Below are 18,435 nucleotides of genomic sequence, written 5' to 3'. Positions count from 1 at the left end.
GATCCGTCATGAAGCGCACCACCATCACCCTGGTCGCCCTGTTGGCCGCACTCGTCCCCGCGGCCGTCGGGCTGTGGGGCAATGCCTCGTTCTCCCAGGCGGTGCCGGTCCGCGTCCCGGCAAGCGCCGAGGTGGTCACCGCGAGCACGCCGGCACCGGGCGCCACGACCACCACCGACGACCACGGCGGCGACACTCCCCGTGACCAGCGGACCGAGCCCGGCGACGACCGCGACGACCACTCGGCCACGGCCACGTCCACCAGCCGCCCGAGTGGCACGCGGACCACCGAGGCCGGCGACGACCACGGCGGGCGGACCCCGCGCGACCAGCGCACCGAGCCCGGTGACGACCGCGACTCCGGTTCGGGTGGCTCCGGCTCGGACGACAGCTCGGGCTCCGGTTCGGGTGGCGGCTCCGACGACTCGGGCGCCGACGACTCGGGCTCCCACCACTCGGGGTCCGACGACAGCGGCTCCGACGACTCGGGCTCCCACCACTCGGGGTCCGACGACAGCGGCTCGGACGACCACGGCGGCCACGGAAGCGACGACTGAGTGGACCAACGCACCTCCCCGGCCGCCTCGACCAAGCCCCTGCGCGTCGAGGCGGTCGAGGCTGCGCCCTGGGTGACGGTCTCGCGTCGACGCGAGAGCGCCGACGCGCAGCCGCCCGTCCGCCCGCGCCGGGTGGTCACCCAGGTGGTGGGCGGGCTGGCCGCGGTGCTGCTGGTGGTCGGGCTGCTCGGCTCGTGGGCCGCCCAGCGGCTCGCCGAGCGGGAGGCGGTCACCGACGCCGCGACCATCGCGGACGTCCTCGCCGAGGCCGTGATCACCCCCTCCCTCACCGACGCCCTGGCGGACGGCGACCCCGCCGCTGTGACGGCCATGGACGCCGTGGTGCGCGAGCGGGTGCTCGGTCCCCGCATCACCCGGGTGAAGCTGTGGTCGCCGCAGGGGCGGGTCCTCTACGCCGACGAGCCGCAGCTGGTGGGTCGCACGTTCCCCCTCAGCGCCGACCAGCGGGTGGCGCTCTCGCAGCCGCAGACCAAGGCCGAGGTGTCGCATCTGGACTCCACCGAGAACGAGTTCGAGACCGGGGGGCGCGCGCTCGAGGTCTACCGGCCGGTGTGGACTCCCGGCGGTCGCGAGCTGCTGTTCGAGACGTACTCGCCCTATGACTCGGTCAGCCAGCGCAGCAGCCAGCTGTGGCGCGGGTTCGCCGGTGTCACCGTCAGCAGCCTGCTGATGCTCGTCGTCCTGACGGCGCCCATCCTCTGGCGGCTGCTGCGGCGGTTGGGCGAGGGGCAACGCCAGCGCGAACGACTGCTCGAGCGCACCGTCGAGGCCTCGGACGCGGAGCGGCGCCGCATCGCCGGTACCCTGCACGACGGCCCGGTCCAGGACCTCGTGGCGTCGGCCTTCGTCGCCGCCGGGTCGGCCGCCAAGGCCGAGTCGGCCGGGCAGCCGCGGCTGGCCGACGACCTGCGCGGGCTGGCGGCGTCGGTGCGGGGCAACATCCGCACCCTGCGCACCCTGCTCGTCGACATCTACCCACCGAGCCTGGCCAGCGCGGGCCTCGCCACGGCGCTCGTCGACCTCGCCCAGTCCGGGGCCTCCCGTGGGCTCACCGTGCACGTCGACGTCGAGGGGGCCGACGACCTCGGCCTGAGCCAGGACCAGGAGCGGCTGGTGCACCGGGTGGCGCAGGAGTGCCTGCGCAACAGCGCCAAGCACGCTGCCCCCTGCGCCGCGACGATCCGCCTCGCCCGAGAGGATGGTGCCGTGGTGCTCGACGTGCTGGACGACGGACCGGGCTTCGACGCAGCGGGGCTGGACTCGCCGCCGGAGGGCCACTTCGGCCTGCGCGTGCTGGCCGACCTCGCCAGCGACGCGGGAGCCGTCCTCCAGGTGGCGTCCCGCCCGGGGGCAGGCACGCACTGGCGACTGGTGATGGCACCGGAGGTGGCGTCGTGATCCGCGTCGTGGTGGTCGACGACCACGCGATGGTCCGCACCGGCCTCGCCGCCCTGCTGGAGGCCAGCGACGACGTCACCGTGGTGGGACAGGCGGCTGACGGTCGTGAGGCCATGGCGGTGGCGGTCGCCACCCTGCCCGACGTGGTCCTCATGGACCTGTCGATGCCCGTCATGGACGGGGCCGAGGCCACCCGCGAGGTGCTGGCTGCGGTCCCCGGCGCGAAGGTCGTGGTGCTCACGTCGTTCTCCGACCGGCGTCGCGTGAGCGAGGCGCTCGAGGCCGGTGCCGTCGGCTACCAGCTCAAGGACTGCGAGCCGGCCGACCTGCTGGCCGCGGTCCGCGCCGCGGCGGCCGGGCACGTCCCCCTCGACCCGCGGGTGGCGAGGGTCCTGCTGCCCGAGCCCGGCACCCGTGCCGCCGACGGGCTCAGCCCGCGCGAGCAGGAAGTGCTCCGGCTGGTGGCGGACGGTCTGGCCAACAAGCAGATCGGGCGCGCCCTCGGCATCACCGAGCGCACCGTGAAGGCCCACCTGGGTCGGGTCTTCCGCCAGATCGGTGTGCTCGACCGCACGAGCGCAGCCCTCTGGGCCCGCGACAACCTCGACGCCTGACCGCCGCTCGGATATGCCGCGGGCCCGAGCCGGGCACCCGGCATACCCCTGCGTCCGAGGACGTGTTCGTCCTGGCCCTGCCCGACCTCGAGGTCGTCGACGCACACCTCGCCCGCAGGTCCTGTCCCCCCGCTGGCCTAGGCTCGGCCCGTGACCGACGGACTCTTCATCGCCTTCGAGGGCGGCGACGGCGCGGGCAAGTCCACCCAGGTGGCCCTGCTGCGCGACGCCTTCGAGGCCGCCGGCCGCACGGTGACGGTCACCCGTCAGCCCGGCGGCACCACGCTGGGCCGTGAGATCCGCGACCTGGTGCTCCACGGTGACCACGTCGCCCCGCGGGCCGAGGCGCTGCTCTTCGCCGCGGACAAGGCCCACCACGTCGACCAGCTCATCCGGCCGGCGCTCGAGCGTGGCGAGGTCGTGCTGACCGACCGCTACACCGACTCCTCGGTGGCCTACCAGGGAGCCGGCCGCGACCTCGGCGCCCAGGAGATCCATGACCTCAACATGTGGGCGGTCGACGACCTCGTGCCCGACCTGACCGTGGTGGTCGACATCTCGGCGGCGGAGGGTCGCCGGCGCAGGGGCGACGTCCACGACCGGCTCGAGGCCGAGGAAGACGCCTTCCACGACGCGATCCGCGCCCACTACCTCGCGATGGCGCAGGGCAACCCGCAGCGCTACGTCGTGGTCGACGGCACCCTCAGCCCTGACGAGATCCATGCGTTGGTCCTCGCCCGGCTGCGCGCCATGGGGGCCCTGCCGTGACCGTGTGGCGCGACGTCATCGGGCAGGACTCGGCCGTCGCCACGCTCCAGCGGGCGGTGACTGACCCGACGTCGATGACGCACGCCTGGCTGCTCACAGGTCCTCCGGGATCCGGACGCTCCGTGGCGGCCCGCGCCTTCGCGGCCGCGCTGGAGTGCCCCCTGGACGGCTGTGGCGAGTGCCGCGAGTGCCGCACCTCGGTCGACGGCACGCACGCCGACGTCGACGTCATCGCCACCGAGGGGCTCTCGATCAAGGTCGAGCAGGCCCGCGAGCTGGCTGCCATGTCGGCTCTGCGCCCCTCGGTGGGCCCGTGGCGGGTGATCATCGTCGAGGACGCCGACCGCCTCACCGAGCGGGCGGCCGACGCGCTGCTCAAGGCGATCGAGGAGCCGGTGCCCCGCACCGTCTGGATCCTCTGCGCCCCCTCCCTCGAGGACGTCGTCATCACCATCCGTTCGCGCTCGCGCCACGTGCGCCTGCGCACGCCCCCCGCCGAGGCGGTCGCCGAGCTCCTCCACCGTCGCGACGGCGTCGAGATGCCGATGGCCATGTATGCCGCGCGGGCGGCCCAGAGCCACGTCGGCCTCGCCCGCCGGCTGGCGTGGGACGAAGGCGCCCGCATCCGACGGCGCGACGTGATCAGCCTCGCCGGGCGGATCCACGGGGTGGGCGACGCGATCGGAGCGGCCGCCGACCTGGCGTCCATCGCCGACGAGGAGTCGACGGCCGCGGCCGCCGAGCGCGACACCGCGGAGCGGCAGCGGCTGATGGAGGTGCTGGGGGCCGACCCGTCCGCGCGCACCCAGCCGCCCCACATCCGCAGCCAGCTCTCCGGGCTCGAGAAGGAGCAGAAGGCCCGGGCCACCCGACACTCCCGCGACGTGCTCGACCGGTCGCTGGTCGACCTGCTCTCGGTCTACCGCGACGCGTTGATCCTGCACAGCGGGGCCGCGCTCGGGCTGGTCAACCAGGACAGCCTGCCGATCGTGCAGGGCGTCGCCCGGTCGATGAGCGCCGAGCAGCTGCTCCAGGCGATGGACGCCATCGGCACCGCCCGCGAGCGCATCGGCCTCAACGTCGCGCCGCTGCTCGCGCTGGAGGCCATGGCGATCTCGCTGCGCGTGCCGCGTTGAGCCGTCCCCAGCCACGCGGGATACGGTCGAACGCATGACTGTGAGGCGACGAGTCCTGGTAGCCGCGGCCGCCGCCCTGAGCATGGGGCTGTCGACCGGGCTGGCCGGCTGCTCCCTGCCCGGCGGGAGCTCCAAGCCCCCCGTCACGCCGCTGCCGAGCACGGCCCGCACACCCCCGGCCGGGTCGGAGGCGCTCGCGAAGTTCTACGGACAGACGCTGGCCTGGAAGGGCTGCGGCCTGGGGCAGTGCGCTGCCCTGTCCGTCCCGCTGGACTACGCCAAGCCCGACGGCGAGGCGATCACCCTCCAGGTGGTGCGGATGCGCGCGACGAAGAAGTCGCAGCGGCTCGGCTCGCTCGTCGTGAACCCGGGCGGCCCCGGCGCCTCGGGTGTCGACTACGCCCGCGCCGCCGACGTCATCGTCGGCAAGCCGGTGCGGCAGCGGTTCGACGTCGTGGGGTTCGACCCTCGCGGCGTGCAGCGCTCCAGCCCGGTCGACTGCCTGTCCGACCAGGAGATGGACGGCTTCCTCGCCCAGGACCCGACGCCCGACGACCCGAGCGAGGTCACGAAGTACCTCGGCTCGATGAAGGTGCTCGCCGCGGGCTGCCTCCAGCGCACCGGCCCGCTCCTCGCCCACATCTCCACCGAGGAGACGGCCAAGGACATGGACATCCTGCGGTCGGCCCTCGGCGACGCCAAGCTCAACTACCTCGGCAAGTCCTACGGCACGCAGCTCGGCGCGGTCTATTCGGGGCTGTTCCCCCAGCTGGTCGGGCGGTTCGTCCTCGACGGCGTGCTCCCGACCGACCTGACCTGGGAGGAGTCGGCCGTGGGCCAGGCGGAGGGCTTCGAGCGCGCGGCGCACTCGTGGGCCAGGGACTGCGTCGACCGGGGCAGCTGCCCCCTCGGCGACTCCGAGTCCGCGGTGATGTCAGGGTTGGGCGACCTGCTGAAGCGGCTCGACACCACCCCCGTGCCGATGCGCGACGGGCGGGAGTCCGAGCTCACCGAGGGCTGGGCGACCCTCGGGGTCGCCCAGGCGATGTACGACACCCGGCTGTGGAAGCCGCTCACCGACGCGCTGCGCCAGGTCGTCACCGAAGGCACCGGCACCAAGCTGATGCTGCTCTCCGACGAGTACGCCCGGCGCAACCCCACCGGGAAGTACACCTCCAACCTGCTCGAGGCGTTCTACGCGATCAGCTGCCTCGACAACCCGGGCAGCACCGACGCGAAGTTCTACGAGGACCTCGTCGCCAAGGCCAGTGTCAAGGCCCCGGTCTTCGGTCCCGCCCTGGCCTGGGGTGCCGCCACGTGCATCAGCTGGCCGGTGAAGGGCGACGGTCCACGCAAGATCAGCGCTGAGGGCAGCGGCCCCATCGTGGTCATCGGCACGACCCGCGACCCCGCGACCCCCTACGAATGGGCCGTGCGCGAGCGTGACCAGCTCGCCAACGCGCGGCTGCTGACCTTCGACGGCGACGGCCACACGGCCTACACCTCCTCGAACAAGTGCATCGACAACGCCGTCAACGACTACTACTCCAAGGGCAAGGTCCCCGCCGACAACACCACGTGCTGACCCAGCCAACCGGTGAGGTGTACAGGGCGGTCACTGCGTCGATGACCATCCACTGAGGTGCGCCGGCGGTCACTGCCTCGGTGACCACCGGCCCACCCACGCTGCGCCGGGCTGCGGCCTGGCTCAGCGGAAGGCGTAGACGACGGTGACCGTCACGCCGACGTTCTCGCTCCCGGGCTGGATCGGCACCGGTGCCGCGCTGTCCTTGCTGGCCATGGCGCGGACGTCGTAGGCCACCGGTGGCGGGTCGGAGACGGTCTCGGAGATGCTGACCACGGCCCCGAGGTCGCGTCCGGAGGCCTTGGCGTACTGCTCGGCCTTCGTCTTCGCATTGGCCACGGCCCGGTCGCGGGCGGTGCTGAGGAGCTTGCCGTTGTCCTCGAGGTCGAGGCTGATCCCGTTGACCTGCACGGCGTTTCCGCCCGCACTGACGGCTGCGGAGATCGCGTTGCCTGACTTGCCGAGGTTGCGCAGGGTCGCGGTCACGCCCTCGGTGACGGTGTAGCCCTTGACGACCGGGCTGTCGTTGGTCGGGTACGAGTACTCGGGCTGGACCTGCAGGTCGGAGGTCTGGATGTCCTTGCCGGCCACGCCGTTCCTGGTCAGGGACGACTGGACGCGGGCGGTGATCGAGTTGGCGGAGTCGAGGGCCTTGGCCACCGTGTCGCCCCGGGTCTGGACGCTGAGGTCGAGACGCAGGGTGTCGGGCTTGCCGGCCACCTCCGAGGTGCCGGTGACGGTGATTCCGGGGCTGGTGGCCGGGACGCCGGTGCTGCCGGGGTTGGTCGTGATCGGATAGGAGACGAGCGGTGCGGCCGAGGCTTCGCGGCCGGAGTGGGAGCCGACCCAGAAGGCCGCTCCGAGCAGTACCGCGGTCGCCGCGGCGACCGCTCCACGGGACATCTGCTGGGTGCTCATGGCGATGGGACGGTATGCCGCGTGGCTCGGTTCCGCGGGCGGGCTGAGCCGGTTCGGAAATCTGCCGGGTCATCCGTATACTCATCGTCCGTGCCTTCGGGCACCTGCCGCCTTAGCTCAGTCGGCCAGAGCGATTCACTCGTAATGAATAGGTCATCGGTTCGATTCCGATAGGCGGCTCAGCGAACGCCCCCCAGTCAGCTGGGGGGCGTTCCTGGTTGCAGAGAGCTCCGGCCCGGTGCACGGAGCCCGGCCCGGCGCCGCCAGCCCGGGCCGAGGTGGCCAGCCGGGGGTGGAGGGACCTCACATCTGGGTGGTCAGGTAGGCCTGCAGCTGCGTCACGGTCCGGGCGTTCCAGGTGCGCGCACCGTCGGTCGCGATCCCCAGGTAGAGCTGGAGTGCCCGCATCGACGCCGGTCCCCAGACACCGTCCGCCGTGGTGCCGACCCGGGTCTGCAGCGCCCGGACCGTCGTCGGGTTGAGCGCCCCGGTGACCGTGACGCCCAGCCAGTGCTGGAGTGCCGAGATCGTCCGGGCGCTGAGGACTCCGTCGAGCGAGAGCCGGGCGCCGAGCAGCCCCTCGGCAGCCTTGGCCGTGAGCACCCGCAGCACCGCTGCCGCGACCTTGGCGCGGAACGCCGGGTCGGCGGCGGCACGCACCCGCACCGCAGCCACCATCGCCGGGATGGTCGAGGCGTTGACGGTCAGCACCTCGTCACCGCCGGCGTCGATGAAGCGGACGGCGCGGTCGCCGGCTGACCAGGCGGCGACGGCCTTGGCGTTGCCGAGATCGTCGCTCATGACGACGCCGCGGAAGCCCAGGGTGGTGCGCAGGAGGCCGGTGACCACGGTGGGCGAGAACACTGCCGGCCGTGACCCGTCGATCCGGGTGTAGATCGCCGACGACATCATGACGACCGGGACGCCGTTCGCCACGGCTGACCGGAACGGCGCGATCGACCCGGAGGTCGTCGTCGTGACCGAGTCCTTGACGCCTGCGGTCGTGTCGGTGTTGGCGGTGACATAGCCCAGCCCCGGGAAGTGCTTGGCGGTCATCGCCAGGTCAACGGCCCGCTCGCCGGAGAGAAAGGCACCGCCCTTGGTCGTCACGACGCTCGGGGTGTGGCCGAACTCCCTCTGCCAGTAGCCGATCGGTGGGTTCTTCGACGCAGTCGAGGCAGGCGCCGTGTCCAGCACCGGGGCCAGGTTCAGGTCCACACCCGAACGGCGCAGCTGCCGCCCCCAGGTGCGTGCCGACGACGTCAGGGTGGTCGTCGACCAGGTCCCCATGGTCAGGGCGGTCGGCATCCGTGAGAACCCGCTGCCCTGCAGCACCTGGACGTAGCCGCCCTCCTGGTCCGTGGCGACCCACAGCGGGACACCGGACGTCGCGGTGCCGGTCGCCAACCGGTCCAGGCGAGCCGTCAGGGCACGGATCGCTGCGGCTCCGGCGGTGGACCGGCCGGTGAGGATCACGTTGCCGACGTGATAGGTCCCGATCGCGGTCGCCGCCGCGGACGACAGGCCGGTGGCCGGAGTGCCGACCATGAACAGCTGGCCGATGCGCTGAGCGTCGCTCATCCGGGTGTATGCCGCCTGGGCCAGCGTTGCCGGGGTGCCGGCCTCCGCTCGGGGGACCGCCGGCGCGACGCCCGAGACGACGCCCGAGACGACGACCGTCGCCACGGCGATGACCAGACCACGGTTCAGACGGGAACGGGTCCGCATGGGGACCACCACCTCGGCTCGATGGACGCTTCTGCCTGTTCGAACACTACGACGCCCCGCGGCCGGTCGAGGTTGTCCCTGGCGCTGGTCGGCCGGCGGCTGCGCCGACCAGGACCCGGCCCGCGACAGGCAGGGCGGGTCAGGGCCTCAGGACGGCCTGGAGGGCCTGCAGGATGATCTCGATCTCCGCCTCCTCGACCACCAGTGGCGGCGCGATGCGGATCGTCGAGCCGTGGGTGTCCTTGACGAGGACCCCGCGGCCGAGGAGCCGGTAGGAGGCCTCGCGGCCGGACATCAGGGCCGGGTCGATGTCGATCCCCGCCCACAGGCCCCGGCACCGGACCGCCTCGACCCCGTGTCCGAGCAGCTCGCGCAGCCCTGACTCGAGCTGAGCCCCGAGCCGGCGAGCCCGTTCCTGGTACTCGCCCGTCGCGAGGAGGGCCACCACTGCGCGACCGACCGCGGCCGCCAACGGGTTGCCGCCGAAGGTCGAGCCGTGGCTCCCCGGGGTGAAGACGCCCATCACGTCGCGGTCGGCGACCACCGCCGAGACCGGGACGATCCCGCCGCCCAGGGCCTTGCCGAGGACGTAGACGTCCGGCACGACGCCCTCGAGGTCACACGCGAAGGTGGCGCCCGCCCGCCCGAGCCCGGACTGGATCTCGTCAGCGACCATGAGCACGTTGCGGCGACGGGTCAGCTCGCGAACGTCACGCAGCCAGCCCTGCGGGGGGATGATCACGCCGCCCTCACCCTGCACGGGCTCGAGCAGCACTGCCACCGTCTCGTCGGTGATCGCCGCCTCGAGCGCTGCGAGGTCCCCGAAGGGCACCAGGTCGAAACCCGGCGTGTAGGGCCCGTAGTGCTCCCGCGCGACAGGGTCGTCGGAGAAGCTGATGATCGTCGTCGTGCGGCCGTGGAAGTTGCCGGCCATCGCGATGATGCGGGCCCGTCCGTCGGGCACACCCTTGACCTCGTAGCCCCAGCGGCGTGCCAGCTTGATCGCGGTCTCGACGCCCTCGGCGCCGGTGTTCATCGGGAGCACGAGGTCCTTGCCCGCCAACGTGGCGAGGTCACGGCAGAACGGTCCGAGCTGGTCGCTGTGGAAGGCCCGGCTGGTCAACGTGAGCCGGTCGAGCTGGGCGGCCGCCGCAGCGACGAGCCGCGGGTGGAGGTGACCGAAGTTGAGGGCCGAGTAGCCGGCCAGGGCGTCGAGGTAGCGGCGCCCCTCGACATCGGTGACCCAGGCGCCCTCGGCGTGGGCGATGACGACCGGCAACGGGCTGTAGTTGCCCGCGACCCAGTCCTCCGCCACGGAGATGTGCTCGTGGGTGGGGGAGCCCGGGGTCGGCGTCGGACCAGCTCCGTCCCCGGCCCCGGCAGGCGCGACCGTCTCGCTCACCCTCCGATGATCCCATCGGGAGGGCCGCGCGGTGTAGGGGCGAGTGGAAGTTGGTCGGCTCGCGACCGCGGCGGCCCTCGACGCCGGTGGGAGACTGGAGCCGGCGGGTCCACACCAGCAGCACCCGCAGTGGGTGTGTCGATCCCGTCCGGGACCCGACCGGGGAGACGTCATGACCAGCACGCCCCACAGCAGCACGCCCCACAGCAGCACGCCCCACAGCAGCACGCCCCACAGCGGCACACCCCACAGCAGTCCGGCCCACCCCGGCCGTGCCCGCACCCGGGTCGTCATCCTCGGCGCGGCCGGACGCGATTTCCACGACTTCAACGTCGTCTTCCGTGACGACCCCACCCATGAGGTCGTCGCCTTCACGGCGACGCAGATCCCCGACATCGACGGGCGCCGGTACCCGGCAGGGCTGGCCGGGCCCTCCTACCCGGACGGCATCCCGATCGTGGCCGAGGCGCAGCTGGCCGAGCTCCTGCACCGCGAACACGTCGACGCCGTCGTCTTCGCCTACTCCGACGTCCGCCACGAGCAGGTCATGCACCTGGCCTCGCGCTGCATCGCGGCGGGCGCGGACTTCCGGCTGCACGGCGCGCGGCGCGCCATGCTGCGCAGCACCAAGCCGGTCGTCGCCGTCACGGCCGTGCGCACCGGGGTCGGGAAGAGCCAGACGACCCGCTACCTGGCCGCCATGCTGCGCGGCCAGGGCCTGCGGGTGGTCGCCGTCCGGCACCCGATGCCCTACGGCGACCTCGCCGCCCAGGCCTGCCAGCGGTTCGGGTCCTACGCCGACCTCGACCGCTACGACTGCACCATCGAGGAGCGCGAGGAGTACGAACCGCACCTCGATGCCGGCGGGGTCGTCTACGCCGGAGTCGACTACACCCGGATCCTGCGCGAGGCCGAGCAGGAGGCGGACGTCATCCTGTGGGACGGCGGCAACAACGACCTGCCGTTCTTCGCCCCTGACCTGCACATCGTCCTCGCCGACCCCCTGCGCCCCGGTGACGAGGCGGCATACCACCCGGGGGAGGCGAACGTCCGCATGGCGGACGTGGTCGTCATCGCGAAGTGCGACTCGGCGCGGACCGAGGACATCGAGGCGGTCGAGGCGTCGGTGCGCGCCCTCAACCCCACCGCGACCGTCCTGCGGGCCGAGAGCCCGGTGACCGTCGACGACGCCGCCGCCATCCGCGGGCGGCGCGTCATCGTCATCGAGGACGGCCCGACGCTCACGCACGGCTCGATGACCTTCGGGGCGGGCGTGGTGGGCGCCAAGGCCGCCGGTGCCGCCGAGATCGTCGAGCCGACGCCGTATGCCGTGGGCTCCATCAAGGCGACGTACGCCAAGTACCCGAACGCCCACGGAGTCCTGCCGGCCATGGGCTACGGCACCGCGCAGGTGCGTGACCTCGAGGCAACGATCGCGGCGGCGGTGGAAGCGGGCGCGTGCGAGGCGGTCGTGAGCGGCACGCCCATCGACCTGACGCGCGTGCTGTCGGCGCGGGTGCCGGTCGTGCGGGCGCGGTACGAGCTCCGAGAGGTCGTTGCAGGGGGGCTGGCCGCCGCGGTGCGGGCCGCGCTGCCCCTGGCGGGCTCCACGGCTCCGTCGGTCGCCGACCGCCGGACCGGCTGAGGTCGGAAAGGGGCGGCACCGGCCCCATCGGGCGTCGGCTCACCCGGTCTGCTCCGGCAACGCCCCCACGAGCCTCAGCCAGCCGACCAGCTCGGCGTCCCCGGCGCCGCTGCGGAACCCGGCGCCGCTGCGGAACCCGACGTAGCCGTCGGGGCGGATCCCGACGACCGCTGTCCCCGCGTGGCTCGACAGCCGGTGCACGTGGATCCGTGGTGCGGGACCGGGCCGCCCGACGAGGACGCGGTTGGTCGCGGCCTCACGCTCGAGGAGGAGGTGGACACCGGGCATCGCCGTCAGGTCGTGCAGGCGCGCGGGTCGTCCGCCCACCTCGACCGCCTGGTCCGGCAGGCGGTCGCCGGGTCGCGGCCAGTGACCCGCACCGGGCGCTCCGTCGACCGAGAGGGGGCTGTGCCGGTACCGCACGAAGGGCTGTGCGAGGAGCCTGACCCCTGCAGCCATCAGGCGACGCCGGCGCACCAGGAGAGGGAGCACGGGGGAGCTGCACGGCAGCAGGGTGCCCCGCGCCCACCGTGCGACCGGGTGCGGAGAAGCCTCGCCGAAGAACAGGAGGTGGGTCAGGGCGAGCACCTGGCGAGCGGCCAGCCGTCGCTCCTGGTCGTAGGAGTCGAGCAGGACGTCGCAGGGCTGCTCAGGGTCGGCGAACGCCAGCTTCCATCCGAGGTTGACGGCGTCCAGGATGCCGTTGTTCATCCCCTGCCCCCCGGCCGGCGAGTGGCCGTGTGCGGCATCACCCACGACGACGAGCCGACCGTGGCGGAACGTGCTCGCGATCCGGTGCTGGAGGGGGACCCGCGCCGACCAGCGCAGCTCACGGAGCGTCGCGCCCAGCCCGGACCCGGCCAGCAGCTGCCCCAGCTCATCGTCCGGCACGGCGGGACCTGGTTGGCCGAAGGGTCCAGCGCTGAGGGTGCTGGCGGGGCGGGTGGCGAGCATCCGCCAGCTGGTCCCTTCGCCGAGCGCGAAGAGGAAGGTCAGGCCGCGCGCACCCACGGCTACGTGCAGCGCCCCTGGGTCGAGGTCTGCGTCGAGCTCGAGGTCGGCGAGGACCGCCTCGACACGGTACGGCGCACCCCGCCACTGCGCGCCCAGCGCGTGACGCACCAGGCTCGACTGACCGTCGCACCCGGCGACGAACACACAGTGGTGCTCCTCGGGCCTTCCCGGCGGCGAGCGCAGCCGAGCCCGCACCGCATTCCCTCCCGACGACGAGGTCAGGCCCACCAGCTCGACGCCCCACTCGACCTCGACACCCCGCGCGAGCAGGGCCGAACACAGGACGTCCTCGACGTCGGCCTGTCGCACGAGTGTCAGGTGTGGGAAGGCGGTGTCGGGGAGCTCCACCTGGTCGAGCCCGACGGACAGCGAGCGTCGCCCGAGGTGGAGGCGGAGCTCGGGGGTCGTGTCGGCCCGCCCGAGAAGGTCGTCGGTGACGCCCAGTGGGCGCAGGCACTCCAGCGCCCTGGAGTGCAGCATCATCGCGCGGGACGGTCGCCAGCGCTCGAGCCGACGGTCCACGATCCGCACGCTGGCGCCGTGAGCAGCGGCTTCGAGTGCCGCGGTCAGCCCGGTCGGCCCGGCGCCGACGACCAGGAGGTCGGCCCGAGTCCTCAGGTGGGCTGGAGTTGCCGTGTCACCCGGAGTCGCCGTGTCACCCGGAGTCGCCGTGTCACCCGGAGTCGTCACGTCACCCCCACGAGACGCCACCACCCGGCGTCGGTGCGGTCGGCGTCGTGGGCAGCGCCCTGTATCCGGCTGGGATCGGCCAGGACCTCGTCGCGGCGCAGCCCGGGCAGCACCCGGTACCGGATCGAGCCCGGCACGCTCACGAGCTCGAGCACCCGCCACAACGACCCGGCATAGTGCTCGGCCCGCTCGGCGCCATCCCATTCGTACACGCCCCGGTAGACGTCGTGGTCGTCATGGGCGCACCAGAGCTTGGAGACGAATCCGGGGAACCCCACGAAGAGCGGCGTGTTGAGCAGGCTCTCGACCTCGAACAGCCGATGCCCTCCGCCGCGCACGAGACGGAGCCGAAAGGCGACCACCAGGATGCACGGCTCGGCGGTCTCCGCCGCGTGCACCACGGTCTCGCGGTACACCCGGGTCGTGCTCCCGTCGGCGAAGCCGAGGGTGTGGCCGACGTGCTCCCGGGACAGGTGCACCCTCCGCCGCGCCAGCATTGTGAAGCTCGCGACGACACAGCGACCCACCGCCCGCCACGCGGGGAGTCTGGGGGCTGGGCTCGGCCCGGTGGTCCTGGGGATCGCCATCACCTAGACGTAGTGGCGCCGCCCCTGACACGGGAGGGGCCAAGGTCCCGTCGCCCGTGGCCGGGCGACGGGAGGACCTTCGGCACCTCTGCGCGCGCTGCGGAGGCGCGAAGATCGACTCGTGAACCTGAGGGTCGCTGCTTCAGCCGCCACGCTGGTGCTGGCCATCTGCGCGTGTGCCGGACCGACTCCCTCTGCGTCCAGCTCCCCCACCTCCACCGGCACGGTCGCGCCGACCACGAGGTCCACGACCTCGACCACGACAGCACCATCGAGGACGACGCCCCCGACCACGACGCGGCCGACCCCCTCCACGCCTGCCGTGCCCCCGTCATCGCGCCCCCGCCCCACCACGGCTCGCCCGACCTCACCGACCTCACCGCCGGCCCTGCGGCCCGGTCGACCGGCCTGGGTGAGTGTCTCGGTCGCGACCCTCTGGCGCAGTCCGTCCTCGCCCCGGCTCGTGGACCGCCCCGCACTGAGAGCCCCGGCCGGCATCCGCGCCTGGCTTGCGGGGATGAGCCTGGCCGACCGACGCGGTCTCCAGGGCCGTGCCGACAGCCAGGCGCTCCTGGGTGACCGGGTGCAGGTCACGACCATCCGCGGCACGTGGGCCCACGTCGTCGTACCCGACCAACCCACACCGCTCGACCGGCGCGGCTACCCGGGGTGGGTGCCCGTTCGGCAGCTGGTCGCCGAGGCCCCACCCTCGAAGCTGGAGTCGGCCACCGTGGTGGCGCGCACGTCCTGGCTGAGGGCCGACTCCTCGGCCGCCGGACGGTTGGTCGAGGTCAGCTACGGGACCAGGTTGCCCGTGCTCGGTCGCCGCGACGGGTGGCTCCGGGTGGGGCTCCCCGGTGGCCTCGTGCGACGGATCGACCCGGCGAGTGTGATCCAGCACGCGGTCGGGACCCCGGCTAGATCACCCACGTCGTCGGTCGTCGCGTCAGCGAAGTCGTTCACCGGCCTGCCCTACCTGTGGGCGGGGCGCTCCGGCTTCGGGGTCGACTGCTCGGGACTGACCTCCCTGGTGTTCCGGGTCCACGGCATCGTGATCGCCCGCGATGCCGACGCGCAGGCGCTCGGGGGTCGGCGGGTGGCCTCCGGCGACCTCTCACCGGGTGACCTGTTGTTCTACGCCACGAGCACGGGATACGTGCACCACGTCTCGATGTATGCCGGCAGCGGCCTGATGGTGCAGGCGCCGGCGACCGGTCAGACGGTGCAGACGATCCCGATGAGCACACCGAAGTACGCAGCGCAGTTCGCCGGCGCTCGCCGCTACCTTCGCTAGTGAGCTGACCGCCACCTTCGCTAGTGAGCTGACCGCCACCTTCGCTCGTGATCCAGTCGCTGCTCCGGTCAGGCCCGCGCGATGCTCCGGTCAGGCCCGCGCGATCATGACCGGGCACGGCGCCTCGTGGATGACGGTGTGGCTGACCGAGCCGAGCAGCAGCCCTGCGAACCCACCGTGTCCCCGGGTGCCGACGACGATGAGAGACGCGTGCTCGCCGAGGGGACTGAGGACGTGTCCCGCGCTGCCGTAGAGGACCTCGGTCTCGATGGGCAGGTTCGCGAAGGCTGCCCGCGCGCGGTCAGCGGCTCGGTGGACGATGTCTTCCGCCTGGGCGCGCACCGCGTTCGTGTGCTCGGTGCCGGCCCTGGCGCTCTCGACGTAGGCCTGCGCGTCCGGCGAGAAGAACCCGTGGGCGACGTGGACGATGTGCAGGGGAGCGCCTGAGACGGCGGCCATCTCGGCGGCGAGGTCGAGGGCACGCTCCGAAGGCTGCGACGCGTCGACGCCGACGACCACCGGGTGGTCGTGGTCCAGGTGGGTCTGGGGCTCCGCGCGCACCACGACGGCTGGACAGGCGGCGTGCGCCGTCACGGCGAAGGCCACCGAGCCCAACAACCCCGCAGCGAGCGGCCCCCGCCCCCGGCTACCCGTGACGACGAGGTCGGCGTCCGCGGAGGCGTGCACGAGCTCGGCGGCCGGCGACCCGACTGCGAGCACGCCGACGACCCGCGACGAGTCCGTCATGAGCTTCTCCGCGCGAGCGACCCCATCGGCCAAGAGCTCGCGCCCGGCCTCGCCGACGGCCTCGGGGAGCCGGTCGACGTCGTATGCCGGTTCGACCGGCGCCGCGGCGATGTCGGCGGTGTGCAGCACGGTGAGGGTGGTGCCCCACCGCCGTGCCGTCTCGGCAGCCCATTCCAGGGCTGCGACAGAGCTGGGGGACTCGTCGTACCCGACGACGACCCCCTTGGACCGTTGGTTCGTGGGCTGGTCGACCATGAGGTTCCTCCGACGGTGTGAGTCAGCTGGGTCACCGAACTCCTGGACTGCCGCTCGGCCTGCTCAGAGCATCCGGCCCTGTCCGCGAAAGGGGGAGGGCCGGAAGTCCCTGTGCGCGCGGGCGTCCTGCGCCCACCCTGGCTGTCGGCCACACCCGAGCGTGCCCCCTTGGCGCCGCGCGTTCCGTGACCGGCGCAGTTTGGGCCAAAGGTCAGATTCCCCGGGGTCGGTGCTGCGATCATGCGGCATGACTTCGGCACCAGACGACCCGTTGGGCGCGCGCCTGACCGGGCTGGCGCGCGTGACGGCCGAGCTCATCGAGGCGACCACCTCCGAGGCCGTCACGAGGATCGTCGTCGAGCACAGTGCCGTGGCCGTCGGGGCCACCGTCGCGTCGCTGAGCCTGCGAGTCGAACCCGACCAGGTTCGCCTCGCGGGACTCTGGGGCGGGATGGACGGAGATGCGGAGGCCTACGCGTCCTTCCCGTTGAGCACCTCCACGCCCGCCACCGACGCCATCCGCTCGCGGCGACGCCTCATGCTCATCGGTCGGTCGGAGATCCTGCGGGCGTATCCCGACCTGCCGCGGATCGACCGAGGAGAGCGCTCGATCCTCGTCCTGCCGTTGAACACCGCGGATGGGACCCTGGGCGCCATCGGCCTGTCCTTTCCCGGCCAGCGCAAGTTCGAGGCAGCCGAGCTGGACTTCCTCGACATCCTCGCCGACAGCTGCGCGCAGGCACTCCTGCGCATCCAGGCTGAGGGCAGGGCAGCCGTGCGGCAGGCGCAGATGTCGTTCCTCGCCGAGGCCTCGGCCGAGCTGGCGAGCAGCCTCGACTACGAGTTGACCCTGGCGCGGGTGGCGCAGCTGGCGGTCCCCACCTTCGCGGACTGGTGCGCGATCGACCTGGTCAAGGACAACCGCCTGCGTCGCCTGGCTGTGGCGCACGTCGACCCGGCCAAGGTCGAGTTCGCCCACGAGCTGGCCCAGCGGTACCCGAGCGACCCCGACTCCGCGTCAGGTCCGTGGCAGGTGATGCGGACCGGTCGCAGCGAGCTCATCGCCCGGATCACCGACGAGATGCTGGTCGCGGCCGCGCGCGACGACGAGCACCTGCGCATCGCACGGGAGCTGGCGCTGCACAGTGCGATCACCGTCCCGTTGATCGCCCGCGGCCGGACCTTGGGCGTGATCTCGTGGGTCAGGGCCGAGTCGAAGATCCGGTACTCCCAGGACGACGTCGAGTTCGCCGAGGAGCTGGCGCGCAGAGCCGCCGTGTCCATCGACAACTCCGACCTCCACAGCCAGACGCTCGCCGTGGCGGTCCGGCTCCAGCACGCCGTCCTCCCGCTTGCCCTGCCGGTGCTCGATGCTGGTCAGGTCGCGGCGTACTACTCACCATCGGGTCGCACCGGCGTCGGCGGCGACTTCTACGACGTACTGGCCCTGCCCGACGGACGGGTCGCCCTCTTCGTCGGTGACGTGATGGGGAGAGGGGTCGAGGCGGCTGCGTCCATGGCCCAGATGCGGGCCGCGGTCCGGGCCTATGTCGCGGTGGACCCGGATCCGGACGCCGTGCTCGCCAAGCTCGACCTGATGATGGCCGCCTACGGCGACGACCAGCTCGTCACCTTGGTCTACCTGCTCGTCGACCCGGCGCGGGACGAGCTTCTCGTGGGCAACGCCGGGCACCCTGCACCGACCCTGCTGAGAGCCGACAAGTCGGTCGAGCAGCTGCCCAGCGCCGATGCCGGCCCGTTGGGGATCGCCGGCGACACCCGCGGCTCGCAGCGGGTCACGGTGTGTCCCGGAGACACCGTCCTGCTGTTCACGGATGGGTTGATCGAGCGGCGTACCGAGGACATCGACGCCGGCCGCGCCCGGCTCGGCGGCGCACTCCACCTCCTCGCCGAGAGCGACCTGGAGACGGCTCTCGGCCGCTTGGTGGAACAGGTCAGGGACGAGACGCAGGACGACGACGTCGCGGCGGTGGCCCTGCGCCGTCAGGCCCTCGTGCCCGGCGGCGCGGCGCCCGGCGGCGCGGCGCCCGGCGGCGCGGCGCCCGGCGGCGCGGC

15 protein-coding genes and 1 tRNA gene are annotated in these 18,435 nt (G+C 72.8%); 10 read left to right on the top strand and 6 right to left on the bottom strand.

The genetic code is table 11. The annotated features are described in order from the left end of the window. Positions 1-8 precede the first annotated feature (8 nt). The 6 genes from ABD262_RS10690 to ABD262_RS10665 all read left to right on the top strand — a co-directional run bounded on the left by ABD262_RS10690 (position 9) and on the right by ABD262_RS10665 (position 6,079). The gene (locus ABD262_RS10690) at positions 9-557 is read left to right on the top strand and encodes a hypothetical protein (RefSeq protein ID WP_344135414.1); all 549 of its coding nucleotides are present in this window, start codon (positions 9-11) and stop codon (positions 555-557) included. After that, positions 558-1,976, top strand: coding sequence for a sensor histidine kinase (locus ABD262_RS10685; RefSeq protein ID WP_344135411.1), 1,419 nt, complete (start codon positions 558-560; stop codon positions 1,974-1,976). It begins immediately after the preceding gene. After that, a complete protein-coding gene (locus tag ABD262_RS10680) occupies positions 1,973-2,590 on the top strand; it encodes a response regulator (RefSeq protein WP_344135408.1) in 618 nt (205 codons plus the stop codon). The genes ABD262_RS10685 and ABD262_RS10680 overlap by 4 nt, the downstream gene beginning before the upstream one ends. Before the next feature lie 150 nt (positions 2,591-2,740). Next, positions 2,741-3,358 (top strand): dTMP kinase, encoded by a 618-nt coding sequence (tmk, locus tag ABD262_RS10675; protein WP_344135405.1) that lies wholly within the window; start codon positions 2,741-2,743, stop codon positions 3,356-3,358. After that, positions 3,355-4,494, top strand: coding sequence for a DNA polymerase III subunit delta' (locus tag ABD262_RS10670; RefSeq protein ID WP_344135402.1), 1,140 nt, complete (start codon positions 3,355-3,357; stop codon positions 4,492-4,494). The genes tmk and ABD262_RS10670 overlap by 4 nt, the downstream gene beginning before the upstream one ends. 34 nt (positions 4,495-4,528) lie before the next feature. Continuing rightward, entirely contained in the window at positions 4,529-6,079 is a 1,551-nt protein-coding gene (locus tag ABD262_RS10665; RefSeq protein WP_344135399.1) for an alpha/beta hydrolase, read from the top strand. Positions 6,080-6,202: 123 nt separating this feature from the next. Here the strand turns inward: ABD262_RS10665 and ABD262_RS10660 are convergent, their stop codons facing one another. Continuing rightward, complete coding sequence (locus ABD262_RS10660; RefSeq protein ID WP_344135397.1) at positions 6,203-6,997, bottom strand: SIMPL domain-containing protein; 795 nt, start codon at positions 6,995-6,997, stop codon at positions 6,203-6,205. A 106-nt stretch (positions 6,998-7,103) separates the two neighbouring features. On the opposite strand from ABD262_RS10660, the gene ABD262_RS10655 reads away from it, so the two are divergent. Then, positions 7,104-7,177 (top strand) — tRNA-Thr (locus ABD262_RS10655). 123 nt (positions 7,178-7,300) lie between these two features. Here ABD262_RS10655 and ABD262_RS10650 read toward each other — a convergent pair. Together ABD262_RS10650 and rocD are read right to left on the bottom strand one after the other, a co-directional pair. Then, positions 7,301-8,725 carry a glycoside hydrolase family 3 N-terminal domain-containing protein gene (locus tag ABD262_RS10650; RefSeq protein ID WP_344135394.1) on the bottom strand — a complete coding sequence of 475 codons (1,425 nt, stop codon included), beginning with the start codon at positions 8,723-8,725 and terminating at the stop codon, positions 7,301-7,303. 139 nt (positions 8,726-8,864) lie between these two features. Further along, the gene (gene rocD / locus ABD262_RS10645; protein WP_344138156.1) at positions 8,865-10,046 is read right to left on the bottom strand and encodes an ornithine--oxo-acid transaminase; all 1,182 of its coding nucleotides are present in this window, start codon (positions 10,044-10,046) and stop codon (positions 8,865-8,867) included. A 253-nt stretch (positions 10,047-10,299) separates the two neighbouring features. On the opposite strand from rocD, the gene ABD262_RS10640 reads away from it, so the two are divergent. Beyond that, a complete protein-coding gene (locus ABD262_RS10640; protein ID WP_344135391.1) occupies positions 10,300-11,772 on the top strand; it encodes a cyclic 2,3-diphosphoglycerate synthase in 1,473 nt (490 codons plus the stop codon). A 39-nt stretch (positions 11,773-11,811) separates the two neighbouring features. On the opposite strand, the gene ABD262_RS10635 is transcribed toward ABD262_RS10640, so the two are convergent. Together ABD262_RS10635 and ABD262_RS10630 are read right to left on the bottom strand one after the other, a co-directional pair. After that, entirely contained in the window at positions 11,812-13,476 is a 1,665-nt protein-coding gene (locus tag ABD262_RS10635) for an FAD-dependent monooxygenase (protein ID WP_425564846.1), read from the bottom strand. After that, positions 13,473-13,955 (bottom strand): hypothetical protein, encoded by a 483-nt coding sequence (locus ABD262_RS10630; RefSeq protein ID WP_344135388.1) that lies wholly within the window; start codon positions 13,953-13,955, stop codon positions 13,473-13,475. The genes ABD262_RS10635 and ABD262_RS10630 overlap by 4 nt, the downstream gene beginning before the upstream one ends. A 625-nt stretch (positions 13,956-14,580) precedes the next feature. On the opposite strand from ABD262_RS10630, the gene ABD262_RS10625 reads away from it, so the two are divergent. Further along, positions 14,581-15,357: a C40 family peptidase gene (locus ABD262_RS10625; protein ID WP_344135385.1), complete on the top strand. Its 777-nt coding sequence runs from the start codon at positions 14,581-14,583 to the stop codon at positions 15,355-15,357. Positions 15,358-15,447: 90 nt separating this feature from the next. On the opposite strand, the gene ABD262_RS10620 is transcribed toward ABD262_RS10625, so the two are convergent. Next, positions 15,448-16,359, bottom strand: coding sequence for a universal stress protein (locus tag ABD262_RS10620; RefSeq protein WP_344135382.1), 912 nt, complete (start codon positions 16,357-16,359; stop codon positions 15,448-15,450). A 247-nt stretch (positions 16,360-16,606) separates the two neighbouring features. On the opposite strand from ABD262_RS10620, the gene ABD262_RS10615 reads away from it, so the two are divergent. Continuing rightward, on the top strand, positions 16,607-18,435 hold a 1,829-nt coding region (locus tag ABD262_RS10615; protein WP_344135377.1), incomplete at its 3' end, for a GAF domain-containing SpoIIE family protein phosphatase.

This window comes from Pedococcus bigeumensis, assembly GCF_039531795.1.
Lineage (GTDB): Bacteria > Actinomycetota > Actinomycetes > Actinomycetales > Dermatophilaceae > Pedococcus > Pedococcus bigeumensis.
This window is presented reverse-complemented; position numbering and strand designations above follow the sequence as displayed.